Origin of the sequence: Mesorhizobium sp. M0751 (assembly GCF_040320265.1) — a bacterium.
In the GTDB taxonomy this organism is placed as follows: Bacteria; Pseudomonadota; Alphaproteobacteria; order Rhizobiales; family Rhizobiaceae; genus Mesorhizobium.
The window spans coordinates 16,789-29,709 of sequence record NZ_JAMYPH010000028.1; the positions used below are offsets into that span (position 1 = coordinate 16,789).

Here is a 12,921-nt window from a genome sequence, read left to right on the forward strand (position 1 = left end):
TATCGGCAATAGGTCTTAGCTCTCGTGAAAATGATTATAGACTAATTTCGCCACCTGCTCGGAAATGCCGTCGACCTTGACCAGGTCCTCGACGGCGGCGCGGCTGACCGCCTTGGCCGTACCGAAATGCATCAGCAGCGCGCGCTTGCGGCCGGGGCCGATGCCGCTGATCTCGTCGAGCGGGCTCTTGACCATCTCCTTCTTGCGGCGGGCGCGGTGCGAACCGATGGCAAAACGATGGACCTCGTCGCGCAGCCGCTGGACGAAATAGAGCACCGGATCGCGTACGGGCAGCGAGAATGGGACCCTGCCCTTGACGAAGAAGCGTTCGCGGCCGGCATCGCGATCCTGCCCCTTGGCGATGCCGATGGCCACCACGCGGTCCTCTATGCCGAGATCGGCGAGGATCTTGTGCACCGCCGTCATCTGGCCCTGGCCGCCGTCGATGAGGATGACGTCGGGCCAGGCGGGAAAGCCGCCCGCGACCTCGATATCGTCGCCCGGTTCGGTAGGGCCCGCCTCGCCCGCGCCGCCGGTTTGCGGGGCATCGCCATGTTCCTTCAACAGCCGCGAAAAGCGCCTCTGCATCACCTCGCGCATCATGCCGAAATCGTCGCCCGGCGTGATCTCGGTCGAGCGGATGTTGAACTTTCGATACTGGTTCTTCACAAAACCTTCCGGCCCGGCGACGACCATGGCGCCGACGGCGTTGGTGCCCATGATGTGCGAGTTGTCATAGACCTCGATACGCACCGGCGGCTTTTCCAGGCCGAAGGTCTCGGCAAAGCCATTGAGCAGCCGCGCCTGCGTCGAGGTTTCGGCGAGCCGCCGGCCGAGCGCTTCGCGCGCATTCTGCAGCGCATTGTCGGTCAGGTCCTTCTTCTCGCCGCGCTGCGGCACCGAGATCGACACCTTGCGGCCGGCGCGGGTGGAGAGCGCCTCCGCCAGCAATTCCTGGTCCTCGACGCCATGCGACAACAGGATGGTGCGCGGCGTCGGCTTGTCGTCGTAGAACTGCGCCAGGAACGACCCCAGCACCTCGCCGGCTTCGAGCGCCGGATCGGCCTTGGGAATATAGGCGCGGTTGCCCCAGTTCTGGCCGGTGCGGAAGAAGAACACCTGGATGCAGACCTGGCCGCCCTCCTGATGGATGGCGAAGACATCGGCCTCGTCGACGGTCTGCGGATTGATGCCTTGATGGCTCTGCACATGCGACAGCGCCGCCAGCCGGTCGCGATAGATGGCGGCGCGTTCGAAGTCGAGGTTCTCCGAAGCCTGCTGCATGGCGACGGAGATCTCCGTCTTCACCTTCTGGCTGCGGCCGGAAAGGAAATCCTTCGCCTCGGCGACAAGCTTCGCATAATCGCCATGCGAGATTTCGCCGGTGCACGGGCCGGCGCAGCGCTTGATCTGGAACAAAAGGCAGGGCCGGGTGCGGTTCTCGTAGAAGGAGTCGGTGCAGCTCCTGAGCAGGAAGGCGCGCTGCAGCGAGTTAATGGTGCGGCCGACGGCGCCGGCCGAGGCGAACGGGCCGAAATAATCGCCCTTGCGCGAGCGCGCGCCGCGATGCTTGTAGATGCCGGGCGAGACATGGTCACCGGTCAACAGGATATAGGGAAACGACTTGTCGTCGCGCATCAGCACGTTGAAGCGTGGCCGCAAGCGCTTGATGAGGTTGGCTTCAAGCAGCAGCGCTTCGATCTCGGTGCGGGTGACGACGAACTCCATCGTCGACGTCTCGCGCACCATGCGGCCGATGCGGCTGGTGTGGAACCGGCCTTGCGCGTAGCTGGTGACCCGCTTCTTCAGGCTGCGTGCCTTGCCGACATAGAGCACGTCGCCAGCAGCATTCATCATGCGATAGACGCCGGGCGCATTGGGCAGGCGCTTGACCAGCGTCTGGATCACCTCGGCGCCGACCATGCCGTCGGCGTCGCCGGCATGCGGGGTCCAGTCGATGGCGGTGAAGGTGACGTCCGGACCGCTGGCCGCAGGCTCGACGACCTCCTCGGCCGCCTCGTCCTCGAGCTCGACTTCGGGCGGCAGGTCGTCGGCGCCGCCGCGCGTTTTTTGTTTCTGGTCCATGGGGCTCATTCCGTCATGCCTGTCACATCGGGCGTCTGCCATGCAAGATGCTGGCCGCCGTCAAGCGCGATCATCTGGCCGGTGACCGAGCGTGCCGCCCAGAGATAACGGATAGTGGCACCGAATTCCGGCAATTCCGGGCCGCGTTTCAGGATCAGGCCGGCAATCTGGGCATCGAAATCGCTGTCGTGCTGGCGCGTGTTCTTCAAGGTCGGGCCAGGACCAATGGCGTTGACACGGATGCGGGGACCCAGCGCCTGCGCCATCATCTCGGTCGCCGCCCACAATGTCGACTTCGACAGCGCATAGGAGAAATAACGCGGCGTCGGCCGCCAGACGCGCTGGTCGATCATGTTGACGATCAGCCCCTCACTGTTCTGCGGCAAGGCCCGGGCGAAAGTCTGCGCCAACAGCGCCGGCGCCTTGACATGCACGGCGAAATGGCGATCCCAGGCCGGCCAGTCGAATTCCTCAACGCTGTCGTGCTCGAATAGCGAGGCGTTGTTGACCAGCAGCGAGACCGGCCCGAGCGCCGCCGCCGCGCGGCCGACAAGGTTGCCGACGGCGTCCATGTCGGTCAGGTCGGCAGCAATCACAGCGGCCCGGCCATGTCGACCAAAATGACCATTGTTGATTTCGGCCGCCAGTGCCTCCGCCTCGGCCAGCGAGCGATTGCAGTGGATGGCGACGGCAAAACCATGCGCGGCAAGGTCCTCGACGATCGCCCTGCCGATCCGCTTCGCCCCGCCCGTCACCAGTGCCGTCGCGGCGACCTTGCTCATCTGTCAATCCTTAATTCGATGCCGATTCCGACCTGCCGGGATCGCGCCGGCAAATTATGGCCCGCCAAGCGTTAAATCCCATTTCCACCTGGGGCAGGATTGTGGCAAAGTGGCCAGTGGGCGTTTTGGCTCGACCGGAATTCGGGCCAGCCCGCCCGCAATATAGGGCGCTGGAGCCCTTACACCAAGCCGTGTGCAGTGCAGCACGGCGAACCTGCTGACATTCGCTGTTGCGAAGATGCAACGTCAAGGTTCTGCCTCATTCGTGCCAGGGAATGACCCAAGTTCAGGTTCGCTTCAGCCGCATTTCGACACGACATTTGGAACCGTTGAACGCCGGATCCGTTTCATCCCCCGGACGGGTTGAGGGCGCTCATAAACAACAAGCCTGTGTCCTGTGGCTTAAGGAGTAAAGAACAATGCAAGCCAATCTTAAATTTGCGCGACCGCTCGCGGTGGCGTTTGGGCTGTTCGCCCTCGGCGGAACCGCCTATGCCGCGGACGTGGTTCAGGAAGAGCCGCCGGCACCTGCCCCGATTGCAGAACTTCCGGTCGCATCCTGGGCCGGTCCGTATGCCGGTGTGAGCGTCGGCTACGGCTTCGCCGGCCATGCCAAAGCCAAAGACATTGGCGTCGACGTCGACACCAAGGGTTTTGTCGGCGGCGTCTTCGGCGGCTATAACTGGCAGCAGGAGAACTTCGTCTACGGTGCCGAAGCCGACATCGGCTACAACGGCGTCAAGGGCGACGATGCCGGCATCGAGGCCAAGGGTGGCTTCGAGGGCTCGCTGCGCGCCCGCCTCGGCTACGCTGTCACCCCGGATATCCTGCTCTACGGCACCGCCGGTGGCGCGCTGAAGAACCAGAAGATTGAAGCTGCCGGCGTCAGCGACACCAACACCCAGTTTGGCTGGACTGCCGGCGTGGGTACCGACATCAAGATCACCGACAATGTGTTCGGCCGTGTCGAGTATCGTTACACGGACTTCGGCAGGAAGGACTTCGACGGTATCGGCAAGGTCAAGTCGACCGATAATCGCGTCACCTTCGGCGTCGGTATGAAGTTCTAAGTCGTCCAAGCCACGACACGAAAAAGCCGGGCCTCGCGCCCGGCTTTTTTTGTAGCACGGCTTAAGGCCGCCCGCCCTCAAGCCGGGATGGCCGGCTTCAGCTCCGGGAATTTCTCGTCGAAGCGTGCCGCCCAGCGCGTCAGCCGGCCGCGGCCCTTTTCCCATTTTCCAGCGAAGCGCAGCGAGAGATAGCCGAGGCAGGCGCGCAATGCGATCTGGCCGAGGGTGATTTTCTTCGGCAGCTTCGGCGGGTTGGCGTTGAGCAGATCGAGTGCCGCCGAAATCTTCGTCCACTGGCGCTCGAGCCAAGGCTGGTAGACCATCTCTTCCGGCCGCGTGCGCCGCTCATAGACCATCGACAGCGCGCAGTCGCAGATGCCGTCGGCCAATGCCTCCAGCACCTCCGCCTCAAGGCGCTTGTCGGGATTGCGCGGAAACAATGCGTTCTTCGACATCCGGTTGAGATGCTGGGTGATGGCGCGGCTGTCGTGGACCGAGCGGCCGTCATCGAGCACCAGCACCGGGATCTTGCCGAGCGGATTGGCGCCGATCAGTTCGGCCGGCCTTTCCTCGGTCTTTATCGGCACGAGATCGACCGCAATGCCGGCATAAAGTGCTGCCATGCGCACCTTGGAACTGTAGGGAGAAGTAGACGCGTAGAGCAGTCTGGGCATTGTTGATTCCTGTTTGCCGGCTACGGCTCCATACGTCCTGTTGGACGCGCAAAAGGACGCGGTAGCATTGTGACCTCGCGCATGACCCTTACCGAAAATCGATTCCGACAGGGGCTCGTGCGCGGGCACTGTTGACCGATCATGCAGGGTTCATCAACGGCCAGAGGCGGAAAACCGCGCCGCCAGCGTGCAGCCATAGTGTCGCGTTCGGATGCGATGAGCCGGAGGAGCGGCGGCAGACGCGAGCAGGTCGGACAATCCAGATCCGAGCAACTACCAACTCGGCCTTGCACCGAAGGTTGGTTTTCGGCAGCCACGAACATCCCACCGGACTTCGCCGCATGGCGAAGTCCTGGGAGTTGCGAAAAGACGTCTTCCTCCCGCCTCTTTCTCGTCCTGCCCGACCGTCAACCAAGAAGCGAGGCGCCTGTCCGGCATCCCGCCCTGGCTGTCTTGAGTACTGTCCCCAGCGGTAGCAGGACCGCGACTACTTCTTGGCCTTCGCCTTTGCGGGCGCTGCCTTCGGCTTGGCCGCGGGCGCTGCCTTCTTCACTGCCGCAGAAGATTTCGCAGCGGCGGCCTTTGCCGGTGCTGCCTTCTTCGCAGCGGGCTTCGCCACGGCCTTTGCAGCCGGCTTCTTGGCCGGTGCCGCCTTCTTTGCCGGTGCAGCCTTGGCCTTGGCCGGTGCTGCTTTCTTTACGGCTGGTTTTGCCGCGGCCTTGGCGGCCGGCTTTTTGGCCGGCGCTGCTTTTGCCTTAGGCGCAGCGGCCTTCGCTTTCGCAGCGGGTGCTGCTTTCTTCACAGCAGTTGCGGCCTTTGCCGCGGCTGCTTTTGCTGGTGCTTTCTTTGCCGGTGACTTTGCCGGTGCCTTGGATGCCGGCGCTTTGGATGACTGCTTAGCCATATCATGCCCCTTCCGTTGTGCCGACGGCCGTTATTGACCCGGCGCGCATTGCATATCTGACTCGCGGCTTGCTAGCCAGCGAAGCATTAGAATGATTTTTGCAGCTTAAGTTTCGGTTACGGCGAGCGGGCGACCATTTTACCGGCGCGAAAATCGGTTGCGAATCTTTGTGCCCCGCAGCGAAGTTCTGCGACAGAAATTCTGGTCGCTCTATCTCGACCGGTCTTCTCGTCAAGCTCAGGACCTTTTCGCCCAGCTTTGCGCTTCAACGTCCGACGCTCAGCGCGAACATTGTCAAGAACGAAGGCGGTCGCCCGCCTCGTCTTGTCCGAAAGATAAACTACAGGTAAGTAGGAAGCAACGCGACGAGCACGCCGCTGCACTATCTTGCGCGACGCGATGAAAGTAAACAGATAGCTCGCATTTCTGAAGGAGAGGATATCGCTCGATAGATTCGGTCGAGCCGAAGCGCTTGGCCGTTCAGGCGCCGAGCGGCTCACGGCTCATCTGCAGCCGGCGCGAAGGCTCGGCCCTGTGGAGATGGACGGCAAAGGTATCCCATGGCGGCATGACGGAAATCTGCGCCAGGATGCGCCCCGCTTCACCGCGATGATAGACGCCGTGCAGTACGACGTGGGTCAGCATTTCCTGTCGCGACATCAATGCCTTATCCCCGTCGGTGAACACGAATGCGACAGGCTCGGACAGCTGCCGCGACGAAACGGTTTCGAGATAATCGAGATACCAGCGATCGGTCGCCGCGACCGCGGCGCGAAGTTCGTCGAACGCCGGCGTGTCCTCGGTGATGTCGGCGGAATAGTCATGGCTTGCACCAACCAGGTGCGCCGAGAATATCCGCGAAACCACATGGCTGTGATCGACGAGCCGTATCACGGCCTGCCGTTTCTTGTCGTGAACATGCGGGTCGAGACTCGCCAGCTTTTCCAGCAGTTCGTCATTGGCCCAGGCCTGATAGGCAAACAGGCTGCGAAGCAGAGTGAGCGCACTCATGGCCGGTGTCCTTCTCACGGAAATGCGAGTATGTTGTTTATATTTTCAGGAGAACGGGCGGGCGTGTCTACTCGCATTGCAAAACCGCATCCGCGCATGCGCAAGCAGCCGCGCCAGGCGCGTTCCAGGGCAACCGTCGAGGCGATCATCGAGGCGGCGGCTCATGTTCTGAGCGGGCTGGGCTGGGCCGGCTTCACCACCAACAAGGTGGCCGAGACGGCAGGCGTGAGCATCGGCACGCTCTACCAGTATTTTCCCGACAAGCTTTCTCTGCTCGAAGCCGTCCGGCGCCGTCACTTCGATCATGTGCTGTCGGTCATTCGCAATTCGGCGGAAGACCAAAAGCCGCTCAGGAAGTTCGCGCAGGGGCTGGTGCACGGCATGATCACGGCGCACAGCATTCACCCGACACTACACCAGGTTCTGCTCGACGAGGCGCCCGGCGATCGCCGCTCCAGGGCCGCCCATGCGTCGTTCCAAACACAATACCTCAATCATTATGCGACTGCCGTCGCCGCCTATCGCAAGCCAAGGAAAGGCGTCGACATGGAGACCGTGGCGCGCGTGCTGTCGTCGGCGATCGAAGGTGTGATCCACAACGCGGCACGCCGGAACATGCTCGCCGCGCCGGAGCTGCAAAAGCAACTCGTCGAACTGATCTGCGCCTACCTATCGGGAGCGGGCCGCATCGGTCGATAGCGCATGGCACGGCGGAAGTCGGGGATTTCTGTGCGTCGTTCAAAACCGGCTCATGAGGTGCGGCAAGGACGATGCCAACAATGCTGCACCTGATGCGGCCAAGAGCGTGAGGACGATCTTTCGAAAAGTCGCCTCGCTAACGCCGATGTAGAGTCTCGCGCCAAGCAGTGTCGGTATCAACATCGCCGGCGCGACGACGGCAAACATCGGCAGCATTTCGAGCTTGATCTTTCCGGCCGCAAGATAGGCGGCCATCGTCATGGAGAGGGTCACAAGGTTGAAATTCTGGATGACAATGCGCTGCCTGTCCTTTTCCATTGGCGCAGCACGCACCACAGCGTTGGGACCGGGCCGGTGAAGCCGCCAAGCCCACCCATGATGCCGCCGACCAAACCTATCGCACCGTCTGCAACAGGACCTCCGACCGTGATGGGAGGGAGGCGACGCGCAAAGAGCATCAAGGGACACCAAACGACCAGCAGCGCACCGAAGACCAACTTGAACAACTGCACATCCAGCAAGGGCAGGACGGCGACACCGACCGGAATCCCTATGGCCCCGCCGATCAGGAAGGGCAGCAGAAGCTTGAGGTCGAAACCGCGGCGGACGGTGACGGCAGCGATGATCTGGCCGGTGAGCGCCCCAAAGACCGCCATGGCAGCAGCAAGCTGGGGCTCAACGGTCCAAACCCAAAACGACATGGCAACCAGACTGAAGGCGAACCCTGACAGCCCCTGGACGAAGCCAGCAACGACCGCGCCGAGAGCAACAGTATAAACAAGCGAATCCATGTAGTGCTGTTTTCCCGCAAACTCGTGACAGCAGATCGCGCTTCCCGCGAATGCTGCGCCGCATGGAAACGGTGACGGTCGATCAGGTGGCCGGTGCTAAAAAGTCGGAATCAGCGAGTGCGCGTTCAGCGCAGGACGCGGCAGCGGCCGTTATAGACCATCCAACGGTCGAAGCCCGAGACGCAGAATTCGACATTGTCACCGATCGACGCAAAGCCCTGGCCTTCTTCGATCAGGTACCAGATGGTGCGGGCGCGGCCGTCGGAGAGGCTGACGGTGGCACCGCAATAACGGCGGCCGATCGGCCAGGTGTCGTCGGCCGGCAGATAGCGATGCTGGTGGATACGCTGGAAGTCGACGATCTGCACATCGGGCAGATGCGGCACGTGATGCACCTGATAGGAGAAGCGGTCGGTGATCTTGTCCAGGACCCAGGCCTCGCCGCAGACGCCGCTATCCTCGTCGGTATAGATTGCAAGGTCGGCCGCCTGGACTGCCTGGGTGACGCCAAGTGGTGCGGCCAACGGCGTGCACAAGGCGAGCAGTGCGGCAAGGGCGGATTGGGCGAAGCGAGTCATGGCAGCCTCTCAAGGTCGACTGCGCGCACTGTGCGGATTCGCTGACGCGCGGTCAAGCGGTTGTAGCGACCATGGTTGTGGTGACGATTGTTGCGCTGTCTGAACGGCAGGGCCGCATCTCAAACTACTCTCCCGCCAGCCAGTCCAGCGTCCAATGCGACGGCTGCTCGACTGCAAGCAGCCGGTGCAGCGCCGGCAGCAGCGTCCGTAACTCGCCTTCCAGCGTGAAGGGCGGATTGACCACCACCATGCCGCAGCCGTCGAGGCTCGGCTCGACGGATGCCGGCCTGATCTCAAAACAAATATCGAGCAGCTTCGGAATGCCCGTCTGCTTCAGCGCCTTGCGGAAGGCGGCGACCGCCCTGCGGTCCTTGAGTGGATACCACAATGCGTAAATCCCTCCTGGCCAGCGCCGATGGGCTCTTTGCAGCCCGTCGACCAAGCGACCGAACTCACCCTCTTCCTCGAAAGGCGGATCGATCAGCACGAGGCCGCGCTTTTCCTTTGGCGGCAGATGCGCGCCGAGAGCCAGCCAGCCGTCAAGCTCGATCACCCGGGTCTGGAAGTCACCGTCGAACAGCGCCTTCAGCCTGGCAGCATCCTTGGGGTGCAGTTCGACCGCCGACAGCCGGTCCTGGTTGCGCATCAGGTGCCGGGCGATCAGCGGTGAACCCGGGTATTTTTTCACGCCGCCGTCCGGATTGAACGAACGGACGGCTTCAAGATACGGCGACAGCAGTGCTGCCGCCGGCGCATCAAGGGCCACATCGACGAGCCGGCCGATGCCGCCTTGCCATTCGCCGGTCTTTTGCGCTTCGGTCGAGGACAGATCGTAGCGGCCGATTCCGGAATGGGTGTCGATGACCCGAAACGCCTTGTCCTTCAGCTTCAGATATTCGATCAACCGGCTGAGCACGACATGCTTGACGACGTCGGCGAAGTTCCCGGCATGGTAGGCGTGGCGATAGTTCAATTGGAGCCCCTGCCCCAGCGCGGCGGTGGCGGCTGCGAGTTAGGATTTTCCGGCCGGCGGCCGCCGAAACGGAATGCCAGCACCAGCCCGGCCAGGCCGGCCGCCATCAGGGAAAAACCGACCGGCCGCGCCCGGCGGTCGACCTCGCCGGCACCCGAGCGCAGGACGAGGTCGACGGCCCGCATCGGAATGCCCTCGGCGTCGCCCGGACCGACGGTGAAGATGTAGGGGCCGGCGGTAACGGTCGGGATCAGTCCGGCTTCATCGCGAAAGATCCTGTCCGGCAGTTGCGGACTGACCTGGCGCGGATTGTCGGAATGGTTGAACTGCAACGTCGAGGCGAGCACCGTCCTGCCGCCGGTGGCGGCAGTCAGGGTCAACACAGTGCGCTGCTGCGAGACGATGCGCTCGGCTCTTGCCGTAAGATCGACCAGCACGCGTAGCGGCCCGTCGCGTGCGCTCAGGGCCACCGTCACCGGCTTGAACCGGCCCTGGTCGTAAACCCGCCAGGTGCCGATCTCACGGCCGGAGAAATTGGTCATCGCCCAGGGATAGACGACGCCGATGCCGGTACCGATGAGCAGAATCAGGGCGAACAGAGAGCGCATGAGGTCAAGACCCGGTGTTCGGCGCGCTGGTGCCGTCGCGGGCGCGTTCCATTTCGTCCAGGAGCATGTCAAGGCCGAGATCAAACGTCCGGTCGAATTCGGCGGTGCCGAAATAACGCCCGGCCGCAGCTACTTTTGGAAAATCCTGCGCCAGTTGCTCATCGCTGACAGTGGTCACGGCCGAAGGCCCCTTCGCATAGCCGGCAGTCTCGTCGAGGATGGCACCCATCAGATAATAGCCGGTGGTGCGGAACAGCCGCGCACCAAGTTCCGGTCCGAAGCCGCCGGCCTCGAACAGGCCAAGGATGCCGTTCAGCCAAGCGAGACAGGTCGGCGAGTTCATCCGGTAGGTGACGAAGAAGCTGGCGAAAGCCGGGTGCTCACGCGCGACGCGGCGGAAATCCTGCACGGCGATGCGCAACCTTTGTCGCCAAGGTAGGTCCGCGTCGGGCATTTCGAGGGAGCCGATCAGCCGATCCACCAAGGCTTCGAAGAGATGCGCCGCCGAAGGAAAGTGGTGATAGATGCTCATCGCCTCGCAGCCGAGTGCAGTCGCCAGCTTGCGCATCGAAAAACCGGCGAGGCCCTCGCTCTCGATCACCTTCAAAGCGGCATCCTCGATCATCTCGCGAGACAGCCGGCCACGGGGCCGCTTTTTTTTGATCGATGTGTCCATGGTGCCGCTTGACAACTTACACTGTAAGGTTCATTTTCGACATTACCTTACATCGTAAGGTTAGCAAAAACCAGAGGAAAACGTCATGTCTGTCTATCGTACTCTTTCATCAACGCATTCTTCCATCCGCCGCGCCTGCCTGCTCGCCGCCGCCTGTGTGCTGACCTTGGCTGCAGCCCCTTCTTATGCCGATGAGTATGACGCAACCGTCAAGGACATCCAGTCGACCATGGGCGGGGTGCCCGGTTTCGTAAAGCAGTTCCCGAAAGCCGGTCTGCCCGGTGCATGGGCCGAGGTCAAGGCCATCCAGCTCAGCGACAAGACGGCGCTGCCGCCGAAGGTCAAGTCGCTGATCTCGCTGGCGGTGGCAGCGCAAATCCCGTGCAACTACTGTATCTGGTCGGACATGCAGGACGCCAAGCGGGCCGGCGCCACCGACGAGGAGATCCAGGAGGCGGTCGCCGTTTCAGCGCTGACCCGCCATTGGAGCACCATCTTCAACGGCATGCAGGTCGATTTCGATACATTCAAGAAGGAGATGGGCGGGCAGTAATGCTTTTCGTTGTTAGAGCTGGATGCGTTCAGACTGAATTAGCCATCCCGCTCCGACTGTTTGTATGATCCGCCAGCACCTCATTGATAACCCGCCACGATTTTTCCGCCTCGCGCTGGTTGCCGTCATGTCCCGAAGCGACGATCAGCGCCTTCCACAACGCCCAGCCCCGTGCGCGCGCCCAGCTGTGCTCATCAAGGGCAATGGCGTCGCGGAACGCCTGGCGGCTCTCGCCGTAAAATTCCGTCCACGCAATCACCAGGTCACAGGCAGGATCGCCGATAGCCGAACTGCCGAAATCGACGACCGCCCAGAGCTTGCCATCTTCGACGAGCAGATTGCCCGAGGCGACGTCGCCATGGACCCAGACCGGCGGCCCCTGCCAGCGCGCGGCATGGGCCGTCGCCCACACGGCCTCGGCGGCGGCCTTGTCGATGCGGCCGCCGAGCGCCGAGAGCGCGGCTCGGGTCTCGGCGTCGTAGACCGAAAGCCGGCCACCGCGGTGGAAATTATGCTGCCCTGCCGGTGGCCCGTCGGCAGCGTCGATCCGGTAGAGCGCCACCAGAAAGCCGGCCAGCGAACGGGCGAACTCAGTAAGATCGGCAATCAGTCCACCAGCCGCCGGTCTGCCGCCAAGCCAGCGATAGACGGACCAAGGCCATGGATAGCCTTCCCCGGGCGCGCCTTTGGCCAGCGGCACGGGTATCGGCAGAGGCAGGTGAGGCGCCAAGCGGGGCAGCCAGCGATGCTCCTTCTCGACCTGGGCGACATAGGCGGCAGCGCTCGGCAGCCGCACCGACATGCTGTCGCCCAGCCGGAACGTGCGGTTGTCCCAGCCGCCAGGCTCGACCGTCTCTACCGGCAGGTCCGCCCATTTGGGGAACTGCGCGGCAATCAGCCGGCGAACAAGTGCGGCATCTATCGGCATGCCTGGCGTTCGTTCATCGGGCGGCATCGGGCTTGCTCCGGTCTTCTGAATAGCCGGCGGTCCATCTTTTTGTCGTCGCACTCTTGCGGCGCCAGTGATTCCCTTGCCGGCAAATTCTCTAAGCCTTGCGTTCCCAGCGCCGGTCGGGCGTTTGCTGCCAGTAGGTCACGGTGTGGCCGGCCTCCTTCATTGTCTTCCAGTGCGTGCGTGCCGCCTCTAGCTGGGCTGCATCGTGACCGTCGAACAGGAACACGGCGCGCTGGTAGCCGCCAAGCTCCGGCGGCACCGCCCCATCGACCAGGAAGCGTATCTGCGCCTGGTTCGGATTGTCAGGGCCGACGGTCAGAAGCACCGGCTGCTCGGCGGGATGGGCTTCGCGATCCGTTGCGTGGGCCAGGAATGAATCGTCCCGGAAAGTCCACAGATGCTGGTCCAGCGCGTCGCGCCGTTCCTCGGTGCCGGTCTGCACCACGGCACGCCAGCCGCGATCGATACTGCGCTCCAGGAGGCCGGGCAACGCATCCTCCAGCGTCGATTCGGTCAGGTGATAAAACAGAATCTCGGCCATGCGTTCAGTCTACATTGTCGG

At 62.9% G+C, this 12,921-nt stretch carries 16 protein-coding genes; 3 read left to right on the forward strand and 13 right to left on the reverse strand.

What is annotated here, in order from left to right:
• Window positions 1–15: 15 nt before the first annotated feature.
• Window positions 16–2,094, reverse strand: a complete 2,079-nt coding sequence (gene uvrC / locus NKI19_RS29165) for an excinuclease ABC subunit UvrC (RefSeq protein ID WP_352567500.1) — start codon at window positions 2,092–2,094, stop codon at window positions 16–18.
• Window positions 2,091–2,867: an SDR family oxidoreductase gene (locus NKI19_RS29170; RefSeq protein ID WP_352567499.1), complete on the reverse strand. Its 777-nt coding sequence runs from the start codon at window positions 2,865–2,867 to the stop codon at window positions 2,091–2,093. Before NKI19_RS29170 ends, uvrC begins: the two co-directional genes overlap by 4 nt.
• 419 nt (window positions 2,868–3,286) lie before the next feature.
• Here NKI19_RS29170 and NKI19_RS29175 point away from each other — a divergent pair, with 419 nt between their 5' ends.
• Entirely contained in the window at window positions 3,287–3,937 is a 651-nt protein-coding gene (locus NKI19_RS29175) for an outer membrane protein (protein ID WP_292662341.1), read from the forward strand.
• A gap of 77 nt (window positions 3,938–4,014) precedes the next feature.
• On the opposite strand, the gene NKI19_RS29180 is transcribed toward NKI19_RS29175, so the two are convergent.
• From NKI19_RS29180 to NKI19_RS29190, 3 genes are all read right to left on the reverse strand, one after another.
• Complete coding sequence (locus tag NKI19_RS29180; RefSeq protein ID WP_352567498.1) at window positions 4,015–4,611, reverse strand: glutathione S-transferase family protein; 597 nt, start codon at window positions 4,609–4,611, stop codon at window positions 4,015–4,017.
• Between the two features lie 487 nt (window positions 4,612–5,098).
• Window positions 5,099–5,515: a hypothetical protein gene (locus NKI19_RS29185; RefSeq protein WP_352567497.1), complete on the reverse strand. Its 417-nt coding sequence runs from the start codon at window positions 5,513–5,515 to the stop codon at window positions 5,099–5,101.
• 480 nt (window positions 5,516–5,995) lie between these two features.
• Entirely contained in the window at window positions 5,996–6,526 is a 531-nt protein-coding gene (locus tag NKI19_RS29190) for a DinB family protein (RefSeq protein WP_352567496.1), read from the reverse strand.
• 63 nt (window positions 6,527–6,589) lie between these two features.
• Between NKI19_RS29190 and NKI19_RS29195 the strand changes: the two genes are divergently transcribed.
• Window positions 6,590–7,225, forward strand: a complete 636-nt coding sequence (locus tag NKI19_RS29195) for a TetR/AcrR family transcriptional regulator (RefSeq protein WP_352567495.1) — start codon at window positions 6,590–6,592, stop codon at window positions 7,223–7,225.
• A gap of 39 nt (window positions 7,226–7,264) precedes the next feature.
• On the opposite strand, the gene NKI19_RS32930 is transcribed toward NKI19_RS29195, so the two are convergent.
• The 6 genes from NKI19_RS32930 to NKI19_RS29220 form a co-directional block, all read right to left on the reverse strand.
• Window positions 7,265–7,486, reverse strand: coding sequence for a hypothetical protein (locus tag NKI19_RS32930; RefSeq protein WP_502899352.1), 222 nt, complete (start codon window positions 7,484–7,486; stop codon window positions 7,265–7,267).
• Between the two features lie 8 nt (window positions 7,487–7,494).
• A complete protein-coding gene (locus NKI19_RS29200; RefSeq protein ID WP_502899353.1) occupies window positions 7,495–8,016 on the reverse strand; it encodes a sulfite exporter TauE/SafE family protein in 522 nt (173 codons plus the stop codon).
• 125 nt (window positions 8,017–8,141) lie between these two features.
• A complete protein-coding gene (locus tag NKI19_RS29205) occupies window positions 8,142–8,594 on the reverse strand; it encodes a hypothetical protein (RefSeq protein WP_352567494.1) in 453 nt (150 codons plus the stop codon).
• A gap of 124 nt (window positions 8,595–8,718) precedes the next feature.
• Entirely contained in the window at window positions 8,719–9,567 is an 849-nt protein-coding gene (locus NKI19_RS29210; protein ID WP_352567493.1) for a 23S rRNA (adenine(2030)-N(6))-methyltransferase RlmJ, read from the reverse strand.
• Window positions 9,564–10,175 carry a hypothetical protein gene (locus tag NKI19_RS29215; protein ID WP_352567492.1) on the reverse strand — a complete coding sequence of 204 codons (612 nt, stop codon included), beginning with the start codon at window positions 10,173–10,175 and terminating at the stop codon, window positions 9,564–9,566. The genes NKI19_RS29210 and NKI19_RS29215 overlap by 4 nt, the downstream gene beginning before the upstream one ends.
• Before the next feature lie 4 nt (window positions 10,176–10,179).
• Window positions 10,180–10,851 carry a TetR/AcrR family transcriptional regulator gene (locus NKI19_RS29220; protein WP_352567491.1) on the reverse strand — a complete coding sequence of 224 codons (672 nt, stop codon included), beginning with the start codon at window positions 10,849–10,851 and terminating at the stop codon, window positions 10,180–10,182.
• Between the two features lie 85 nt (window positions 10,852–10,936).
• Between NKI19_RS29220 and NKI19_RS29225 the strand changes: the two genes are divergently transcribed.
• Window positions 10,937–11,404 (forward strand): carboxymuconolactone decarboxylase family protein, encoded by a 468-nt coding sequence (locus tag NKI19_RS29225; RefSeq protein ID WP_352567490.1) that lies wholly within the window; start codon window positions 10,937–10,939, stop codon window positions 11,402–11,404.
• Window positions 11,405–11,432: 28 nt separating this feature from the next.
• On the opposite strand, the gene NKI19_RS29230 is transcribed toward NKI19_RS29225, so the two are convergent.
• Together NKI19_RS29230 and NKI19_RS29235 are read right to left on the reverse strand one after the other, a co-directional pair.
• Window positions 11,433–12,359 carry an aminoglycoside phosphotransferase family protein gene (locus NKI19_RS29230; RefSeq protein ID WP_352951264.1) on the reverse strand — a complete coding sequence of 309 codons (927 nt, stop codon included), beginning with the start codon at window positions 12,357–12,359 and terminating at the stop codon, window positions 11,433–11,435.
• 91 nt (window positions 12,360–12,450) lie between these two features.
• Window positions 12,451–12,900 (reverse strand): DNA polymerase III subunit chi, encoded by a 450-nt coding sequence (locus NKI19_RS29235; RefSeq protein WP_023719810.1) that lies wholly within the window; start codon window positions 12,898–12,900, stop codon window positions 12,451–12,453.
• Between the last annotated feature and the right edge of the window lie 21 nt (window positions 12,901–12,921).

Bases quoted from the DNA above. Each gene is read 5' to 3' on its own strand.
- uvrC (WP_352567500.1), bottom strand. From the start codon at position 2,094: ATGAGCCCCATGGACCAGAAACAAAAAACGCGCGGCGGCGCCGACGAC.
- NKI19_RS29170 (WP_352567499.1), bottom strand. From the start codon at position 2,867: ATGAGCAAGGTCGCCGCGACGGCACTGGTGACGGGCGGGGCGAAGCGG.
- NKI19_RS29175 (WP_292662341.1), top strand. From the start codon at position 3,287: ATGCAAGCCAATCTTAAATTTGCGCGACCGCTCGCGGTGGCGTTTGGG.
- NKI19_RS29180 (WP_352567498.1), bottom strand. From the start codon at position 4,611: ATGCCCAGACTGCTCTACGCGTCTACTTCTCCCTACAGTTCCAAGGTG.
- NKI19_RS29185 (WP_352567497.1), bottom strand. From the start codon at position 5,515: ATGGCTAAGCAGTCATCCAAAGCGCCGGCATCCAAGGCACCGGCAAAG.
- NKI19_RS29190 (WP_352567496.1), bottom strand. From the start codon at position 6,526: ATGAGTGCGCTCACTCTGCTTCGCAGCCTGTTTGCCTATCAGGCCTGG.
- NKI19_RS32930 (WP_502899352.1), bottom strand. From the start codon at position 7,486: ATGACGATGGCCGCCTATCTTGCGGCCGGAAAGATCAAGCTCGAAATG.
- NKI19_RS29200 (WP_502899353.1), bottom strand. From the start codon at position 8,016: ATGGATTCGCTTGTTTATACTGTTGCTCTCGGCGCGGTCGTTGCTGGC.
- NKI19_RS29205 (WP_352567494.1), bottom strand. From the start codon at position 8,594: ATGACTCGCTTCGCCCAATCCGCCCTTGCCGCACTGCTCGCCTTGTGC.
- NKI19_RS29215 (WP_352567492.1), bottom strand. From the start codon at position 10,175: ATGCGCTCTCTGTTCGCCCTGATTCTGCTCATCGGTACCGGCATCGGC.
- NKI19_RS29220 (WP_352567491.1), bottom strand. From the start codon at position 10,851: ATGGACACATCGATCAAAAAAAAGCGGCCCCGTGGCCGGCTGTCTCGC.
- NKI19_RS29225 (WP_352567490.1), top strand. From the start codon at position 10,937: ATGTCTGTCTATCGTACTCTTTCATCAACGCATTCTTCCATCCGCCGC.
- NKI19_RS29230 (WP_352951264.1), bottom strand. From the start codon at position 12,359: ATGCCGCCCGATGAACGAACGCCAGGCATGCCGATAGATGCCGCACTT.
- NKI19_RS29235 (WP_023719810.1), bottom strand. From the start codon at position 12,900: ATGGCCGAGATTCTGTTTTATCACCTGACCGAATCGACGCTGGAGGAT.